17 protein-coding genes are annotated in these 17,975 nt (G+C 41.2%); 1 reads left to right on the forward strand and 16 read right to left on the reverse strand.

Annotated elements, in window-relative coordinates:
• On the forward strand, window positions 1–181 hold a 181-nt coding region (locus tag N9I19_RS20625; RefSeq protein ID WP_317778841.1), incomplete at its 5' end, for a hypothetical protein.
• A 226-nt stretch (window positions 182–407) separates the two neighbouring features.
• On the opposite strand, the gene lysS is transcribed toward N9I19_RS20625, so the two are convergent.
• From lysS to spoIIE, 16 genes are all read right to left on the reverse strand, one after another.
• The gene (gene lysS, locus N9I19_RS20630) at window positions 408–1,907 is read right to left on the reverse strand and encodes a lysine--tRNA ligase (protein ID WP_176432012.1); all 1,500 of its coding nucleotides are present in this window, start codon (window positions 1,905–1,907) and stop codon (window positions 408–410) included.
• 187 nt (window positions 1,908–2,094) lie between these two features.
• A complete protein-coding gene (gene dusB / locus N9I19_RS20635; protein ID WP_089364290.1) occupies window positions 2,095–3,093 on the reverse strand; it encodes a tRNA dihydrouridine synthase DusB in 999 nt (332 codons plus the stop codon).
• A gap of 23 nt (window positions 3,094–3,116) precedes the next feature.
• The gene (locus N9I19_RS20640; protein WP_061440352.1) at window positions 3,117–3,329 is read right to left on the reverse strand and encodes a helix-turn-helix domain-containing protein; all 213 of its coding nucleotides are present in this window, start codon (window positions 3,327–3,329) and stop codon (window positions 3,117–3,119) included.
• Window positions 3,281–3,808: a 2-amino-4-hydroxy-6-hydroxymethyldihydropteridine diphosphokinase gene (gene folK, locus N9I19_RS20645; RefSeq protein WP_317778842.1), complete on the reverse strand. Its 528-nt coding sequence runs from the start codon at window positions 3,806–3,808 to the stop codon at window positions 3,281–3,283. The genes N9I19_RS20640 and folK overlap by 49 nt, the downstream gene beginning before the upstream one ends.
• A 2-nt stretch (window positions 3,809–3,810) precedes the next feature.
• Complete coding sequence (gene folB / locus N9I19_RS20650; RefSeq protein WP_061440350.1) at window positions 3,811–4,170, reverse strand: dihydroneopterin aldolase; 360 nt, start codon at window positions 4,168–4,170, stop codon at window positions 3,811–3,813.
• A gap of 1 nt (window position 4,171) precedes the next feature.
• Window positions 4,172–5,008, reverse strand: coding sequence for a dihydropteroate synthase (folP, locus tag N9I19_RS20655; RefSeq protein WP_089364288.1), 837 nt, complete (start codon window positions 5,006–5,008; stop codon window positions 4,172–4,174).
• A 161-nt stretch (window positions 5,009–5,169) separates the two neighbouring features.
• On the reverse strand, window positions 5,170–6,096 hold the full coding sequence (gene cysK, locus N9I19_RS20660; protein ID WP_061440348.1) for a cysteine synthase A: 927 nt from the start codon (window positions 6,094–6,096) through the stop codon (window positions 5,170–5,172).
• 127 nt (window positions 6,097–6,223) lie between these two features.
• A complete protein-coding gene (locus N9I19_RS20665) occupies window positions 6,224–7,120 on the reverse strand; it encodes a peptidyl-prolyl cis-trans isomerase (protein WP_317778843.1) in 897 nt (298 codons plus the stop codon).
• Window positions 7,121–7,139: 19 nt separating this feature from the next.
• On the reverse strand, window positions 7,140–8,021 hold the full coding sequence (gene hslO, locus N9I19_RS20670; protein ID WP_061440346.1) for an Hsp33 family molecular chaperone HslO: 882 nt from the start codon (window positions 8,019–8,021) through the stop codon (window positions 7,140–7,142).
• Between the two features lie 27 nt (window positions 8,022–8,048).
• Window positions 8,049–8,828: a type III pantothenate kinase gene (locus N9I19_RS20675; protein WP_061440345.1), complete on the reverse strand. Its 780-nt coding sequence runs from the start codon at window positions 8,826–8,828 to the stop codon at window positions 8,049–8,051.
• 181 nt (window positions 8,829–9,009) lie between these two features.
• Entirely contained in the window at window positions 9,010–11,070 is a 2,061-nt protein-coding gene (gene ftsH, locus N9I19_RS20680; protein WP_081108653.1) for an ATP-dependent zinc metalloprotease FtsH, read from the reverse strand.
• Between the two features lie 117 nt (window positions 11,071–11,187).
• Window positions 11,188–11,727, reverse strand: coding sequence for a hypoxanthine phosphoribosyltransferase (gene hpt, locus N9I19_RS20685; RefSeq protein WP_061465930.1), 540 nt, complete (start codon window positions 11,725–11,727; stop codon window positions 11,188–11,190).
• 32 nt (window positions 11,728–11,759) lie between these two features.
• Window positions 11,760–13,154, reverse strand: coding sequence for a tRNA lysidine(34) synthetase TilS (tilS, locus tag N9I19_RS20690; RefSeq protein WP_284469087.1), 1,395 nt, complete (start codon window positions 13,152–13,154; stop codon window positions 11,760–11,762).
• Window positions 13,155–13,245: 91 nt separating this feature from the next.
• Window positions 13,246–14,244: a protein kinase domain-containing protein gene (locus tag N9I19_RS20695; RefSeq protein ID WP_317778844.1), complete on the reverse strand. Its 999-nt coding sequence runs from the start codon at window positions 14,242–14,244 to the stop codon at window positions 13,246–13,248.
• Entirely contained in the window at window positions 14,210–14,947 is a 738-nt protein-coding gene (locus tag N9I19_RS20700; RefSeq protein ID WP_089364284.1) for a VWA domain-containing protein, read from the reverse strand. Before N9I19_RS20700 ends, N9I19_RS20695 begins: the two co-directional genes overlap by 35 nt.
• A 201-nt stretch (window positions 14,948–15,148) precedes the next feature.
• Window positions 15,149–17,623, reverse strand: a complete 2,475-nt coding sequence (gene spoIIE / locus N9I19_RS20705; RefSeq protein ID WP_061440342.1) for a stage II sporulation protein E — start codon at window positions 17,621–17,623, stop codon at window positions 15,149–15,151.
• Window positions 17,624–17,975 lie beyond the last annotated feature (352 nt).

Here is a 17,975-nt window from a genome sequence, read left to right on the forward strand (position 1 = left end):
TTTTGCTTTTTTGATAGTGTGTGCTCACTTAAAATTTAACGTTGGCGCTTTGTTTTGTTCAGTTTTCAAAGAGCAATGTCTTTCGGAACAGCTTATTAATAATAACATTTTCACCACTCTGAGTCAACAACTTTTTAAAACTTTTTTTAGAGTTTGTAATCCGTTTGCAACTCGTTCGTAACGACAGATATAAATATAACACCATTACGTTAACTGCGCAATACCTTTTATAAAGTTTTTTTGAGATAATGTTGTTTTTCTTTCCAACCCTAGAATCCAATCAATTAAAAGACATGAAATTATAATTAAAAAACAAAAACCGAATTGAACTTACCGGGATCATGAGCTACACTCCTGAATCCCAGCCGTCCGAATTCGGCCCTGCAATCATTAATTACCTTACATTATTAGCGGTGTCTCATTAACGGGAATAACAGCACGTCACGTATAGAAGGAGAATTGGTCAATAGCATAACCAAACGGTCAACACCAATTCCCAATCCGCCAGTTGGCGGCATTCCGTATTCTAAAGCCTCCAAGAAATCTTCATCCATTTCATGAGCCTCATCATTACCTTGCTCTCGTTCTTTTAATTGTGCTTCAAAGCGTTGACGTTGATCAATAGGGTCATTAAGTTCCGTGAAGGCATTTGCATGCTCCCTACCCACAATGAATAACTCAAAACGATCGGTAAAACGGGAATCTTCCGGGTTTTTCTTTGCTAACGGAGAGATTTCCACTGGATGTCCATAAATGAATGTAGGTTGAATTAACTTATCTTCAACCTTCTGTTCAAAGAACTCATTTACAATATGACCAAATTCCATGGATTCCTTAACTTCAATTCCGTTATCTTTAGCAAGCTGTTGGGCTTCTTCTTTACTCATTTGAGTCCAGAAGTCCACACCTGTATATTCTTTTACAGCATCAACCATGTGAAGTCTTTTCCATTCCGGTTTTAACTCTATTTCATACTCCCCATACTGGATGGTAGTCGTCCCCAGAACTTCTTGTGCTATATGGGCAATCAGGTTTTCCGTTAAACTCATGATATCTTGGTAATCAGCATATGCCTCGTATAATTCAATCAATGTGAATTCCGGATTGTGTCTTGTAGATACTCCTTCATTCCTGAAAACCCGTCCTATTTCATAAACTTTCTCTAATCCGCCAACGATTAAGCGTTTTAGATGAAGCTCGATGGCAATCCTTAAATTCAAAGACATATCCAATGCATTATGATGAGTAAGGAAAGGCCGTGCAGCAGCTCCACCAGCAACAGAGTGCAATAGAGGCGTCTCTACTTCAAGGTATCCATGATCATCAAGATATCGTCTCATGGCTTGTACAATACGACTGCGCATGATCAACGTGTTTTTACTTTCCTCATTTGTAATTAAATCAACATAACGTTTCCGATAACGCTCTTCAACATCCTTTAGACCATGAAATTTATCAGGTAATGGGCGAAGCGCTTTAGCAAGGAACACATATTCTTTAGCTTTAATGGAAAGTTCCCCGACTTTCGTTTTGAAAATTACACCAGTGACCCCTACGATATCGCCCAGATCCGTTTGGTTGAAAATTTGGTAAGCATCTTCACCTATTTTATCTAAACGGACGTAGATTTGGATTTGGCCGCTAATATCCTGAATATGGGCAAATCCCGCTTTCCCTTTTCCACGCTTAGTCATTACCCGGCCAGCGATCGTAACTTCAATTTCTTTTTCTTCAAGATCTTCTTTTTCTAATTCCCCATAAGCACTAACTATCTCTTGAGTGTTATGTGTGCGCTCGAATCTGCTCCCGAATGGGTCTTGTCCATTATCAATCATGGCCTGCATTTTATCGCGTCTCACTTGCAGTTGGTCATTCAATTCTTCATGACTCACGAAAATCATCTCCATCTTTATTAATAAAAGCTTTATATAATTTATCAGAAATTCTTTTGCATACGTATTTATTCTTACATAAAGTACGAGAATTCAACAGCTTTTTATCTTAAAAACTTCTTTATGTATATATAAAAACTGCCAGGTTTAATGGCAGTTTAAGATATGCGTATTATAGGAAAACAGGAAGGCGAAGTCAACATCAGACCATTTGAATGTTCATTTCCTTCGCTTCAATATCATCGACCATTCCATAAAGAAGGCTCACGACATCTTCCCTTGTTTCACAATCGTTGATCCCTTTACGTGCCTTGGCATTCCCTTTAACACCTTTTAGGTACCAAGAAGCATGCTTACGCATTTCACGGACAGCGACGTTTTCGTTTTTCAGTGCAATCAGACGATCCATGTGAAGTACACAAACATCCATCTTTTCACGAACTGTAGGTTCATCCATCAGTTGACCCGTTTCTAAATATTTTACAGTCCGGTAAATCATCCACGGGTTACCTAGAGCTGCACGGCCGATCATGACACCGTCGACTCCGGTTTCCTTCAACATACGTTCAGCATCCTGTGGCGTTTCCACATCTCCATTCCCGATAAGGGGAATATTGAGCGATTTCTTCACTTCACGAATGATGTCCCAGTTAGCTTTTCCTTCATACATTTGAACCCGGGTTCTCCCATGCATGGAAACGGCTTTACCACCCGCGCGTTCAACTGCCTGAGCATTTTCAATCGCAAACACATGCTCTTCATCCCAGCCAATGCGCATTTTCACGGTTACAGGCTTTTCGACAGCATCAACAACCGCGGAAACCATCTCATAAATTTTATTCGGGTCTAGAAGCCATTTCGCCCCTGCATCACATTTCGTGATTTTCGGGACAGGGCAGCCCATATTGATATCAATGATGTCGGCATTTGTATTCTTATCAACGAATTGAGCAGCTTTGACCAAGGATTTCTTTTCGCCGCCAAAGATTTGCAAACTTAATGGTTTTTCTCTTTCATCTATATAAAGCATATTCAGCGTTTTGGCATTTTGAAGAACGATTCCTTTGTCACTGACCATCTCCGCACAAACTAGACCAGCACCAAATTCCTTGACCGTTAAGCGGAATGCCGAGTTACAGACTCCGGCCATCGGTGCTAGCACTACCGGATTTTTCATTTCTATATCGCCTATTTTTAACACGTGTGACCTCCTATAACATTCTTTCATTTATCCTCAGGAGGTTGAAGCTCCTCAATGGAAACATGAAGGATATCCGCCACTTCCAGTAAAAATGCCTCTGAAGGGTTTCGGTTCCCTCTTTCAACTTCCCCCAACAAGGAAACGGAAACGCCTATTTCTCTCGCAAAGCCTTCCTGTGTATAACCCTTTAACTTTCGAAAAGCGCGAATGCGCCTTCCCCATTTTTCACCTTCCATAATCGAACTCCTTCTTTATCCGGAATCTGTTCAAGCAAGTCGCTCAAAGGTGCATGCATGTGCGGAAGCCTAATATCAGGGTCCACTTCCATTAAAGGCACGATAACAAAAGCCCTCTCGTGCATACGAGGGTGCGGGACTGAAAGAATCTCTGTCTCAATATTTTCATTATTATATAACAAAATGTCAAGGTCTAAAGTACGGGGACCCCACCTGATTTCCCTTTTTCTCCCTAAATCGGTTTCGATTTTCATACAGGCGTGAAGTAATTCCTCTGGTTCTAAATCAGTTTTCACTTTAAGGACAGCATTTAAAAAACAGTCCTGGTCGGCATATCCTATCGGGTCTGTTTCATATAAAGAAGAGCAGGCCGCCAACTGGATATGCGGGTTTTCAGACAATAATTGGAAAGCCGTTCGGAAAGTATCAAGGCGATCCCCTAAGTTCGATCCTATAGAAAGGTAAGCAATATTTACCACAATCAGCGTCCCCTTACAATTTCTATAGCTACCGAGTCATAGTGCCCCGCTATAGGAGGATCTGGTTTATATACCTTCACGGTGCATGTCTCGATGGAAGAATATTTATTAAGTAGTTCAGAAGCAATTTTTTCAGCAACAGCTTCCACTAACTTAAAAGGTTCTCCCTCAACAACACTTTTACACACTTCATATAACTCGCCATAGTTGATTGAGTCTTCAAGGTTGTCACTCTTCCCAGCATTGGCTAAATCAGTCTGGACGATTAAATCCACTTTAAACCGCTGACCAAGCTTCGTTTCTTCCGGAAAAACTCCATGATAACCGTAAAACTCCATTTTATTCACATATATCTTATCCATTTCATTCACCTTTTCCTAAAAGAACATCCATCATCTTTGCAGTCCGTGCCATTTCCTTCACATCATGCACGCGAACCATTTGACAGCCTTGCTGAATGCCATGGCAGATTGTAGCGGCAGTGCCTTCCATCCGCTCACTAGGCGGCAGGTCCAGAACATGTCCAATCATGGACTTTCTTGATGTCGCAAGCAGCACAGGATAACCTAATGATACCAGCTTATCAAGATTCCTCATCATTTCCAAATTTAACTTTAAATCTTTCGCAAATCCAATGCCTGGATCGAGAATGATGTTTTCGTCCTTGACTCCCGCATCCTTTACCAACATGATGCTTTCGAATAAATCTTGAAGTACATCCCGAACAAAATGTCCATAACCCATATTATCCCTGTTATGCATCAAGATAATCGGCACCTTATATTCCGCCGCAACCTTCGCCATCAAGGAATCGGCTTTTCCTCCCCAAATATCATTTAATATATGGGCTCCTGCTTTTACTGCCTCTTCCGCAACTCTTGATTTATACGTATCGACCGATATTGGTATCTCAATATTACGGGAAATGGCCTCAATAATCGGGGCTACTCTCTCAATCTCCTCCTCATCCGATATTCTCTCATAGTTAGGACGGGTGGACTCTCCGCCTACGTCCAAAATATCCGCTCCGTCGTTGACCATCTGTTCGGCATGCTTCAAAGCAGCATCTACCCGATTATATTTCCCGCCATCCGAAAAGGAGTCCGGCGTAACATTCAAAATCCCCATAATTAAAGTTTTCTTGCTATAATCCAAATCAAATGAACCGCATGTTATTTTTGATACTTCAGCTAATGACATCCAACGTTCTCCTTCGCCTAAAGAAATCTATATATACGAGTTTACCCATTTACATAGGTATAGTGCAACCCTCCGTGAAGATTAGAAATACTTCGCAGACTTTTCTACAAAAAGAAAAGCAAAGCCCATAAGGAACTTTGCTTCTCATTTAGTATCTGGTCTCACTCAAAGTTATATAATGGTGTACTCAAGTAACGTTCACCATTACTTGGTATGATAGCAAGGACCTTTTTGCCTTTTCCCAGTTTTTCAGCCACTTTAATAGCCGCAGCAATTGCGCCTCCAGAAGAAATTCCGCCAAGAATTCCTTCCTCTTTTGCTGCTCTACGGGCGTAATCGAACGATTCTTCTGTATTGACTTGAATGATTTCGTCATAGAGATCTGTATTTAAAATACTTGGAACGAAGCCTGCACCGATTCCTTGGATTTTATGGGGCCCCGGGGTCCCACCGGATAATACAGGAGAATCCGCAGGCTCAACAGCGTAAATTTTAATGTCAGGATATTTTTCACGCAGGACTTCACCAGCACCAGTAATGGTTCCGCCAGTACCGATTCCGGCAACGAATGCATCCAGACCTTCATCACCAAAGGCTTCAACAATTTCAGGGCCAGTAGTGTTACGATGAACTTCAGGGTTGGCTTCATTCTCGAATTGCTGCGGAATAAAGTAACCTTTTTCTTTAGACAGCTCAGTTGCCTTAGCGATTGCTCCCTTCATTCCTTCTGGACCAGGTGTAAGAACTAACTCTGCCCCATAAGCGCGAAGCAAGTTACGGCGTTCCAGGCTCATTGTCTCCGGCATGACCAGGATTGATTTATAGCCTTTGGCTGCCGCTACCATCGCTAGTCCTATTCCGGTATTTCCGCTTGTAGGTTCAATGATCGTATCACCTGGCTTAAGGTTACCGTTTTTTTCTGCTGCTTCGATCATCGCAAGGGCGATACGGTCTTTTACACTACTGCCTGGGTTAAAATACTCAAGTTTCAAATAAATATCTGCACTGTTTTCATTTTGAAGCTTGTTTAACTTCACAATAGGTGTTTGTCCAATTAAATCGATTACAGAATTAGCTATACGTGCCATTTTCTCCACTCCTTATCATTTCAATACCGAGTATGTTTATTGGTTTTATTAATTAAAGTTACCAGTTTTAATGGTTCATTGTCAATGATTATATACTATATTCTAAATTTTCACACAATCCATTGACCTACTTTTGTTCTTTCAATCCATAAAACCATTCTACATTAAATTCATCCCAGAAAATCTTCCCGGAGACCGGTGCCTGAATCTGTTCAAGAGCTATTTGGCGGTGAATCTTATCTTTAACTTCTTCATATTTATACTGCTTGCCCTCTATTTTTTCATGCAGATAGATAACGGCCCAACCATCTTCCGTTTGTATTGGCTCACTCCACTTTTTAGCCTTCAATTTCTCGGCAGCGGCAATGTATTCCTTGGAGACTTGCTCATTATCCTGCGATATATAACCCATGTCGCCTCCCTGATTGGCAGTGAATTCATCAAGGGATTTTTCCATCGCTAAGACATTAAAGGAGACACCTTTCTCCAGTTCACGTATGATTTGGTCCGCCTGCTTTTTTGTAGACAAGGTAATATGGGAAATATGGAAAGTAGTAGGGATTCGGTAAATATCCTTATTATTATCATAGTAATTCTGCATTGCCGTTTCGGAAACCGAAACATCCTTTGTGAGGAGCTTTTCAAGGAGTAGACTAGACTGAATTTCCTGCCTCAATTGATCCGTACTTTTATTAAGAGTCTGACCGGCAGTTCCATACATTGTTTTCATCATTTTAAGTTCCCGATCGATCTCTTCATCCGAAGTTTTCACTTTGTATTTTTCCGCTGCCTGTTTCACTACCTCTTTATCGACCATTTCCTCAAGTACATCTTCCCCATACCTTTTTTCGAGTTCATTAATCCATGCTTCCCGGGAAATATCCTTGGAACCAACCTTTGCGACTGTTTCCTGCCCAATGACGGATTTTGAAATGATCAACGGTTTTATGACAAAGATTATGATGGTCAACAGGTTCAACAATGCAAGGCCGGCAATAATCGCCCGAAGCTTTTGTTTAGGCAAAACCCTTATCCCCCGTAAATTATTTTTTGGTTTCTGCTTCTAGTTCCTCGAGATCTTCCTTCGAGAATTGGTAGGTCTGATTACAAAAATGGCATTGTGCCTCCGCTTGTCCCTCTGTCTCAATAATATCCCGGATCTCATCTTGTCCAAGGCTAATCAATGCATTGGCAATTCTTTCCCTTGAACATTGACAGGAAAATGCAACATCCATTTTCTCTAAAATATTCACATTGCCCTCACCCAAAATCTCGGTTAGGATTTCTTCAGGAGTCAGACCTTTCTGGATCATCTTAGAAACAGGAGCTATTGTGCTTAGACGACTCTCGATTTTGGAAATCGTATCATCGGATGTGCCTGGCATCAATTGAATGATAAATCCACCTGCTGCAAGTATCGAATTATCCGGATTCACCAGGACCCCCACTCCTACAGAAGAAGGCACCTGTTCGGAAGTAGCGAAGTAATAAGTGAAATCTTCACCTAATTCCCCCGATACAAGCGGTACTTGACCTGAAAAATGATCACGGAGACCAATATCTTTCACTACAGTCAACACTCCGTCTGTCCCCACCGCTTTCCTGACATCCAGCTTTCCTTGTTCATTCAAATCAAAATGGGTTTGCGGGTGAGTCACATATCCGCGGACTTCTCCCTTCGCATTGCTGTCGACCAGGATGGATCCAATCGGGCCACCGCCCTCAATTTTAATCGTCAGTTTTTCTTCACCTTTTAACATTCCGCCCATCATCACACCTGCCGTCATTGCACGCCCAAGGGCAGCGGAAGCAGTAGGCCATGTATAATGACGTCGTTGAGCTTCTCCTACGGTATCAGTTGTTGAAACAGCATATGCCCGTACCTGTCCTTCATAGCCTAACGCCTTTATTAGATAATCCTTCATTTGTTATGCTCCTTCCATGCTGTATAATTACTTCTTCACTTGTTCACGATTTCGTTTATAAATCAGCTGCAATCCCTTTAAAGTTAAAAATGGCTCAACAACGTCAATCACAGTAGACTCATTAGCAATTAAAGTAGCCAGTCCGCCTGTCGCTATTACCGTTGGCTCTAGATTACTTTGCGCCTTTATTCGATTAACGATTCCTTCAACCTGTCCAACATACCCAAACAAAATACCAGCCTGCATGGCGGATACCGTATTTTTTCCAATGATTCCTTCAGGTCGGCTGATTTCTATCCTTGGAAGTTTGGCCGCTTTTGAATAAAGTGCTTCTGTAGAAATATTTATGCCCGGAGCAATGGCTCCGCCCATGTATTGTTTATCCTCATTTATGTAGCAATATGTCGTTGCCGTGCCAAAATCCACGATAATGAGAGGGCTTCCATATTCCTGAATGCCTGCAACAGCATTAACGATCCGGTCCGCTCCCACCTCACGGGGATTTTCGTATTTAATATTCAATCCAGTTTTTATTCCAGGCCCCACTATAAGCGGCTTAATGCCAAAGTATTTTTTACACATACGTTCAAGCGCAAACATAATCGGCGGAACTACCGAAGAAATAATGATTCCATCAAACTGATCAAACGAAAGACCCTCATGTTGCAGTAAAGACTTTATGACCATACCATACTCATCTTCTGTTTTATGACGGCTAGTCTCAATTCGCCAATGATATTTTAAAATATCTTCATCGTATACGCCTAATACAGTATTCGTATTCCCAACATCCAATACAAAAATCATCGTTTCATCACTCCGGTAAATTATTCTCCAACATCATACCACACTGTTATTTCCCACGCTATTAGTCGCGCTTTTCGTAAGGTAAAAAAATCCCAGCATCTTTATCTTACGTCCCCAAAGTCATTTTTAGAGTTAGAAAAGGGTATTTCCGAGGCGGAAATACCCTTTTCTTATAGTCAACTTAAGACTTTTTATTGTCATCTTCGTTCGGGAAGGAAAGCGGCTGATCTTGAGGTGTGCCTTCTTTGATTGGAGGAGTATTCAATCCTTCCTCCGTTATTTCAAGGTCCTCAGGTCCTCTCTTATCCAATGGATCTAATAGGGCCTCTTTTTCTTCCTTCTTCGTATTGATGTTCACCTTGACATTCTCATCAGTAGTTAAATTCCCATTCAAAGCGGTATAATCCCGTTCTGGCAACTTACCGTTATGGAATAAACTTTTGATTTGTTCAGCATCAAGTGTTTCCACTTCAAGCAAGGTTTTTGCAACCAAATCAAGTTTTTCACGATTTTCAGTAAGAATCGTCTTACATCTTTCGTAAGCTTCCCTGATGATGCGTTGAATTTCAAGATCAATTTCATATGCTATTGCATCTGAGTAATTTTGATCATTGTTAAAATCGCGGCCTAGGAAGACCTGACCTTGAGAATTACCGAATTGAAGAGGTCCGAGCTTACTCATACCATATTCCATAACCATGCTTCGAGCTATGCCAGTTGCACGCTGGAAGTCATTATGCGCTCCGGTACTCACTTCTCCGAATGTAACTTCTTCGGATACTCGGCCACCCAAAAGTCCTACGATTTTATCTTTCAGTTCAGGCTCCGTCATGAAGAAACGATCTTCTTTCGGCAGCATAACTGCATATCCGCCAGCTTGACCACGAGGGACAATCGTAACTTTATGAACGACTTCGGCATCATCAAGAACCAATCCAATAATGGTATGGCCCGCTTCATGCCATGCTACAATATTCCGTTCCTTTTTGGAAATGACACGATTTTTCTTAGCAGGTCCCGCAATAACGCGATCCGAAGCTTCATCCAAATCGGACATGTCGATCTTCTTCTTATCTTGACGGGCAGCGACAAGCGCCGCTTCATTCAGTAAGTTTTCAAGATCTGCACCAGAAAATCCTGGTGTACGCTGAGCGATCGCTTTCAAATCAACCGTTTCAGCTAAAGGTTTATTACGTGCATGCACTTTCAATACTTCTTCACGGCCTTTAACATCTGGGCGGCCAACCGTAATTTGACGGTCAAAACGTCCTGGACGCAATAATGCCGGATCCAATACATCAGCACGGTTAGTCGCAGCGATGATAATGATTCCTTCATTCCCACCGAAACCATCCATTTCTACAAGTAGTTGGTTCAGTGTTTGTTCACGTTCATCGTGACCGCCACCTAGACCTGCGCCACGTTGACGACCGACTGCATCAATTTCATCGATAAAGATGATACATGGTGCATTCTTCTTAGCATTTTCAAACAAATCACGAACACGGGATGCACCGACACCTACAAACATTTCAACAAAATCAGAACCACTGATCGAGAAGAAAGGAGTACCGGCTTCACCAGCTACTGCCCGTGCAAGTAAAGTTTTACCTGTACCAGGAGGCCCGACTAAAAGTACCCCTTTAGGAATACGGGCTCCAAGCTCGGCATATTTGCGAGGATCTTTTAAGAATTCAACGACCTCGACAAGTTCCTGCTTTTCTTCGTCCGCTCCGGCAACATCATTGAAGCGTACTTTTTTCTTATCATCATTATACAATTTCGCCTTACTTTTCCCGAAGTTCATGACACGGCCACCACCGCCACCTTGAGCTTGGTTAAGTAAAAAGAAGAAGAGGATAAAAATGATTACAAATGGAATGATTGAAGTGAAAAATGTCACCCAGCCACTTGTCTTTTCTGGAGGTTCAACAGTGATGATGTCTTTACCCAACTTAGTTACGGCATCATTAATTCGACTCTGCGAATATTCACTGAAAGGTACGTACGTCACAAAGTATTTGTTTTCCTCATAACCTTTGAGCTTCCCTGTGATTTCAAACACACTGCTTTCGGGCTGCATCGTTAGTGCTGTAACGTCCCCACTCTCCAAATGTTTATAGAATTCATCTTGGGTCATTTTCTCTGTTGGTTCATTGTTATTATTAAAGATGCTTACAATCCCAATGATGACCAAAAAGATCAGTAAATAAAATATGGTATTACGGAAGATCCGATTCATCCCTTACCTCCTCCCACGGGTAAACAAACTATAGTAAATACTATCATACAAAATTAATGAATTACAATAATTTAACACCGCTGTTTTTATCTGGTCTTCTCTTTCGAACAGGAACGATTAATTCGAGTAAATTTCAGGCTTCAATATGCCAATATACGGGAGATTACGATACTTTTCTGCAAAATCAAGACCATATCCGACAACAAATGCATCAGGAACGATAAATCCGGCATAGTCAGGAGTGATATCGGCTTTCCTGCCTGTTGGTTTATCCAATAGGGTAACGATTTTAATTGATTTTGCTTTTCTATAACGGAAAAGTTCCGCAAGATAGCTAAGGGTTAAGCCGCTATCGATAATATCTTCGATGATTAAAATATCCCGGCCTTCAACGGATGTATTAAGATCTTTGATGATTTTCACTTCACCGGAAGATACAGTAGAGCTACCATAGCTTGAAACATCCATAAAGTCCATTTCAAGATGTGTATCCACGCGTTTCAGTAAATCTGACATAAATGGCATGGCGCCTTTCAGCACTCCGATAGCCAGCGGGAACTTACCTTGGTAATCAGCTTCAAGCTGCGCACCCAATTCCCTGATTTTTTTTTGTAGTTCTTCCTCAGTTATTAACACTTTTTCAATGTCGTTTTGCATGGTCATAGTAATTAATTGCCCCCCATGAAGAATTAAGCTTTTTTATATTCTAAGTAGATTAAAGATTTTTCATCAGAAATTATATCCGGCTCAACATTCGATTTCTTTAAACCAGGAAGCCAAATGGCCGTTCCAGCTTGATCGATGATGACCGGCCACACATTTCTTTCTAGCATCGGGATCTTCTCATTAATAAAAATCTCCTTCAACTTTTTAGTTCCACCTAATCCCTTGACTGCCATCCGTTCGCCTTCATTCCTGGTTCGGACTGTAAGCGGAAACTTCACAGCTGATTCGGGAAGTATAAAAGAATGATTTCCTTTAAGGACTGGAATTTCTTCTTTTATATAGTGCGCTTTAATCTTGTATCCATTCGGAAGAATAGTCTCACCGGGAATTTGTAATTTAAGGGAATATTTATGGCTTTTTTGCCGAAAAAATCTAAAAGTGCAAGTTTGATATGATTTTTCAGCAATAAGGCCCTCCGGAAGATGCAATTCTGCAGATGGTTGAGGATTTAAAAACAAAACTAAAAGTTGATCAATATGTAATGCCGAAAGCGATGAAGGTCTCTCCAAATAAAGATAGTTTAATATTAGTTGAATCGCTCTTCTTTGTAAAGGTTTAGGCATCGCGAGAACCTTATCAATCTGAATAACCGCTTGATCCTTATCCTGATGGATCCAAACCTCGGTCATTTTGCTTGAAACCAGGTTCTGAAAAAACTCTTCATCTTCATAAAGTTCTTCACTGAATCGTTGAAAATGCTCATGAACCTTTCTATTTTCTTTCTTTAAAAATGGAAGAACTTCATGTCTAAAGCGATTTCTTACATAGTCATCTTTTTCATTGCTCGGATCAAACCTTGGTTCAATATTATGATGGCCCGCATATTCAATAATTTGGCCTTTCGTGATTTCGAGAAATGGCCTGATCAAATGACCCGTGTGAAAACGTCTTTTTATAGGAATGCCTGCTCTTGCTTTACCTGTCGCCCCTCTTGTTAAACGCATGAGCATCGTTTCGATTTGATCATCTCCATGATGTCCCAGGACAAGAGTGGAGGCTTGATACTTATCCATCATTTCTTCATAAAAAGCAAAGCGTGCCTTTCTTGACGTTATTTGTGAACTTTCCCCCGTCTGTTCCATCCGGGCAGGAACATCAATCCTTCTTCCTTCAAATGCGATGCCCCACTGTTCACATATATGCTCGACATATTTATAATCTTCATATGATTCCTCACCACGAAACATATGGTCAACACTTGCAACAATAATCTCATAATGAAAAAGTGATTGAATTTCCTTAAGGATATGGAGAAGCACCAACGAGTCCGGTCCCCCTGAAACCCCTATGAGCAACTTCGAGTTTTCCTGAATCAATTCGTTTCTATAAATGGTATTCAGAACTTTTTCCTTTAACATACAATCTTCCTTCTTTATGGACAGGTATTAGTTTATACGATTCAAACATGAAATGGTTTCAATTATTCCATGCATTCATCCATTAACTATATCATAACAACTGTTCATATATGTAAAGAACATAGAGCATCGATATTATGGCTACCAGTAAAAAGGTTTCAAAAAAGCCTCCCCTCTTATTGTTGGAATGGTTTTGGGACCTTCTGGCTTGCCTTGTTGCAGGTTGGTTTGTTGAAGGCTGCCTCGTCGCTGCCTGGCCCGGTCCCTTTTTGTTCAAATGATTTTGCTTACTTAACACAGTGACTAAATCCTCTCGCATTTGAAGGGCTGAATCATACTGCCCACGGAGTGCTTTATCCAGCATCTTTCTATATGGGTGCAATTCCTTTTTCTGTTTAATCAAGTCGTTAAGCTGTTTATACCCCTCCCCGTTCTTGTGGAAACGTTTAGGGTAGGAAGAATTGATGATAATCATCGCCACTGCGAACAAGTCATATTGCGGATCAGCCTTTCTTGATCCAAGTCCCCAGTAACCTCTGTCGAAGAACTCGGTGAATTCTTTAACAGATCGGCCAATTAAGGTGGTTCCGCCTACATCGACGCACCGCACTTTGTAGGCTGGTGAAGTCACTATCAAATTCTCAGGTTTTAAATCCCCAAACACCCAGCCATTTGTATGCAGGGCAGATAAACTGGTTAAAAGCTGAAGCATTAAGACCCCGATCCACGATGGCCCTTTCTTTTCAATGAAACGCAAAAAATCGTGTCCATGGATATATTCCATGACATAAAACGGGAGTTGCTTTCCTGCTTTGATGAAATCGTCCGCTTCCAAAAAGGAAGGTCCAAGGGTAGACCCCTGGACCTTTGAGAAGGATTTTAGGATATTCATCTCCGAAATAATGGACGTCCCATTATCACTGAGCTTTAAAGCATAATGACGATTTTCACTTTCAACCAAGTAGACGATCCCGTTCGCTCCACACCCCAATTCCTTAATTATTTTGTACTCGTTTTTATTCCATTTCCCAGTGACCAAACCGCCAGGGAGGAGGTTACATTGATTCCTCAAAGTATTGTTCATCATCATGTGATAACAATCCCCTCAATGAACGTTTTTTATTGAAATATGTTAGAGCTTCACGAATGGCTGGACCTGTCGGAGTAAGTCCCCCTGTACTAAGCTTAGGAAAAGTTGCCGTCAAGGCTTCAAGGTTCGGCGTCCAATCCAACAACTTTTCCACATCATTTCTTTTCCCAGGAAATACGAATACTGAAAAACGGCTGTCACCCATTCTTGCATTCATACTAAGGGAAAGATCTAATAAGGAATCTTTTACAGTAGGCAATTTATGTTTCATGCTTGCACTGGTATCAACAAGTATCAGTACTTCGAGCTTGCTTGTTTCCCCAAGCTCATCGACCACCTCCATTACCTCTCCACGTTTTTCCGGCGGAAGATCCTCCATCGTTCTTGAATCTCCCAGTATTTGTTGAAGTTCACGATTGATAACTCCCTGTATAGTTTGGGTCATCGCCTTTTGGGTCACCATTTGGACGGTTTGGGACAACTGCTGGGCATAGACTATTTGACTTACGCCACCTCCTGAACCAGCAATTTTCTCGATTTCCTTAAGTCCCTTTTCATCTATCACATCATTCTCCATTACACCTATTACATTGATGGTTATGCCTTGCTCCCTTGCTAATTCAGCCATGGCAGAGGGCTCCTCACCATGATTTGAACATCCGTCGGTTATAAGCAAAATCTGCCTTAATGTTCCTGCTTTCATGTTTTGCTCTCCCTTCCTTTCAATCTGTTACCATAATTGACTAAAAAGGGGGAAATTATACGCCAAAGGCTTACGCAATCAATTCACATTCATGGAGTGGATTCATTAAATTTTTCTAAAGTCCATCTTTTTACCTTTTACCCGTCTACCAACACACCACCTCGTTTTTAGTTTTATTTATTTTATATATATGAACGGCCCCTACTGGGCCTTTTTACGTTTTGGAGAAACGGGAATGGATGCCCATTTCGGTGTATTATGTTTAATTTTGGACGTTACCACTGTCATATCATCATCTATTATCCCTTTTGTTCGGATGACCTCTTCCAATATTAAATCTGAAATTTCCTGCGGATCTTCTGTCTCCATTTCCTTGATCTTTCGTTTAAGCCAGAACTCGATATTTTCGACATGGGAGGGACCATCGAACACTCCATCGCTCATCATGATTAATATATCCCCTGCCTTCAGCTCTTCTGAAACAACATCAACATCGAAATCCTGGATAATTCCCATTGGCAGGTTACTCGACTCAATTTTTATTATCCTATCACCCCTTTTAATGAAACTCGGTATCGAACAGATTTTTAAAAACTTAGCCTTTGCGTCCTGAAGATCAATCATTGCCAAATCAAGAGTTGAAAATATTTCATCGGTAGTGCGTAGAGATAATACGGAGTTTACGGATTTAATGGCTATTTTTTCTTCTATTCCCGATTGTAAAAATTTTTGAAGCAGCTTTAATGTCTCTGTACTTTCAAAATGGGCCCTTTCCCCATTTCCCATACCATCACTAATGGCTATTGCGAATTTACCGCAACCAATTTCCATGGTCGTATAACTATCTCCTGAAACAAGCCCTCCCCCCTTGGCAGCATGAGCTACACCCGTTTCGACCGTGAATTTTTTTGCTGACCTAAATATCACCTCACATTGCCCGTTTGGATATGTTGCACACTCTTCTGAATGAACGACTATCGTTTCCCCTAGAATGTCCGAAAGCATAGGGGCTATCAACTTTTCACATTCCCCTCTGCCCTGGCAGTATGGGACACTCATTTCTATATCAACATTTCCTTGTTCTAGACTGTATATTTCAACATGGCCTATATGGAGGCCAAAATCCTGGATGGCCTCCATGATGGATTCTTCATGTACATGATGATTTTTCCTTTCCCTTTGAATTTCTTTCGCAAAATCATCCATTACTGCAGAAACGCCCCTCAGCTGATCCGCCACTAGTTTCCGGCTTTCTTTCACCTGCCTTTTTAACTTTTGGTTTGCTTCAAAATAAGTAAGTTCCTGTGATATCGCCCCAATGACCTGTGGTCCGCGGCTGCAATATTTCCCCCATTCTTTCGAAGTCTTTTGAGGGAGCTGTCCATCATTTTCACTTAATTGAATCATAATTTCCTGCATACCGTCATAGGTTGTATTGAAGTTCTTGGACCAGCATTGTTCCTTTTTAAAACAGAGCTGGCACGTCTTTTCCGTTACATTACTCAAGAAGTAATCGAATTCTTTCTCATCTTCCTCCAATCTCCCCCTTTCATCCACTTGGGAAAAGCTATTTGAAAGCGCCTCAAATACATGTGAGAATTGCTCCACCCTTTGAGCCGTAACATCCCTCACTTTCCGGGCATACTGCTGCTGTTCATCAGAATTCTCGACTGTTCCCGGTATGTGTTTCGCTATTTTGTTGATTATGGATGACGGTGTTAATATAAATAAAGCCACAGCTACAAGTGATTCATAAAGGGTCACCATAATATTATTGGTGCCCTCACCATATAAACCTATCAGTAACGTAGCAATTAAGAGGCCTACGGCGACCCCTATCTTCCTTCCCTCCTTCAACAACCCGCCCAGAAGTCCGGAAAAAGCGAGAAGGCTCATTTGATAAAGACTGGCAATGCTTGCCAAGCTGAATATCAATCCAGTAACTACACCTACAGTGGAGCCTATGGCGGCCCCTCCCGCCAGCCCAAAGAGGAGGACCAGGTATCGTGAGAATATATGGTCGAGTGATAAATCGTATATCATCCAGCCTATGGTTCCGGTCATTACCGAAGCCAGTAAGATGATGAGGCTTACGATTTCCTCCGTCTTTAATGATTGGGACTTTGTCCGTATGGTTAGCAGCGGGATGGACTGTATGAAGATTAAGGTTAAAATCATGGCGAGTCCCGCTTCCACTCCTATCATCATTAAGTCGTACAGCTGAATCGTTCGAAATACCAGATATTGCTCGGCCAGGTTGACCAGGAATAGTGAAGCAAAGACGTACATCGACATCGTTTTGAATTGCCCTTCAACGGCGGGCTTCTTGATCTTATGAAATAACAGAAGCAGGAACGCCGATGCAAAGATGACCAAACTATTGGAATAATGAACGGTGAGCCCGCCTGCAATCAATCCGAATAAAGCTAGTGGAGCCCTGTCACGCCTCATGAGAAAAACTGCTGCAAAAAACGGAAGTCCAAATGGTGCCAACTGAGAAAGAATTAATGCCCGTCCTAATAAAAAACCGATAATGGCTAAAGAGATACCTTTCTTTATGAATATATCTTCCGTCTTCGTTTGCAGTTGTTGGATCCAATTGATGGCCCCTGCCTTCGCTTCTTTTAACTGAACATCTCCAAGAGGTTCCATCATAGGTCTTTCCACTTTTTCCATTTCAACACCCCATTCATATTAGTGATTTTTATTATAAAGAGGGCTTGTTTATTTTTTTGTCAGAATTTTATAAGCGGATAAGAAAAACGTTCGACGAAATTCTTCTTGAACAATCATTTGTATACAGGTTTTTGTACCTTTTTTTTCAATACAGAAACAGGCGTTCTTTTTTTTTTGAAGAAAAGCAAAGTTTTTAGGTTATTTTTGTGGAAAATAACACGAATAAATAATAAGGAAATGGAAACCGACAAACTTTATTTTTTTGTTGACATTTTCCCTTCACGAATGTAAGATATAACTTGTGCTTCAGTAGCACTTACCATTATGGCGGCGTAGCTCAGCTGGCTAGAGC

Origin of the sequence: Peribacillus sp. CSMR9 (genome assembly GCF_033141925.1) — a bacterium.
GTDB lineage: Bacteria > Bacillota > Bacilli > Bacillales > DSM-1321 > Peribacillus > Peribacillus simplex_A.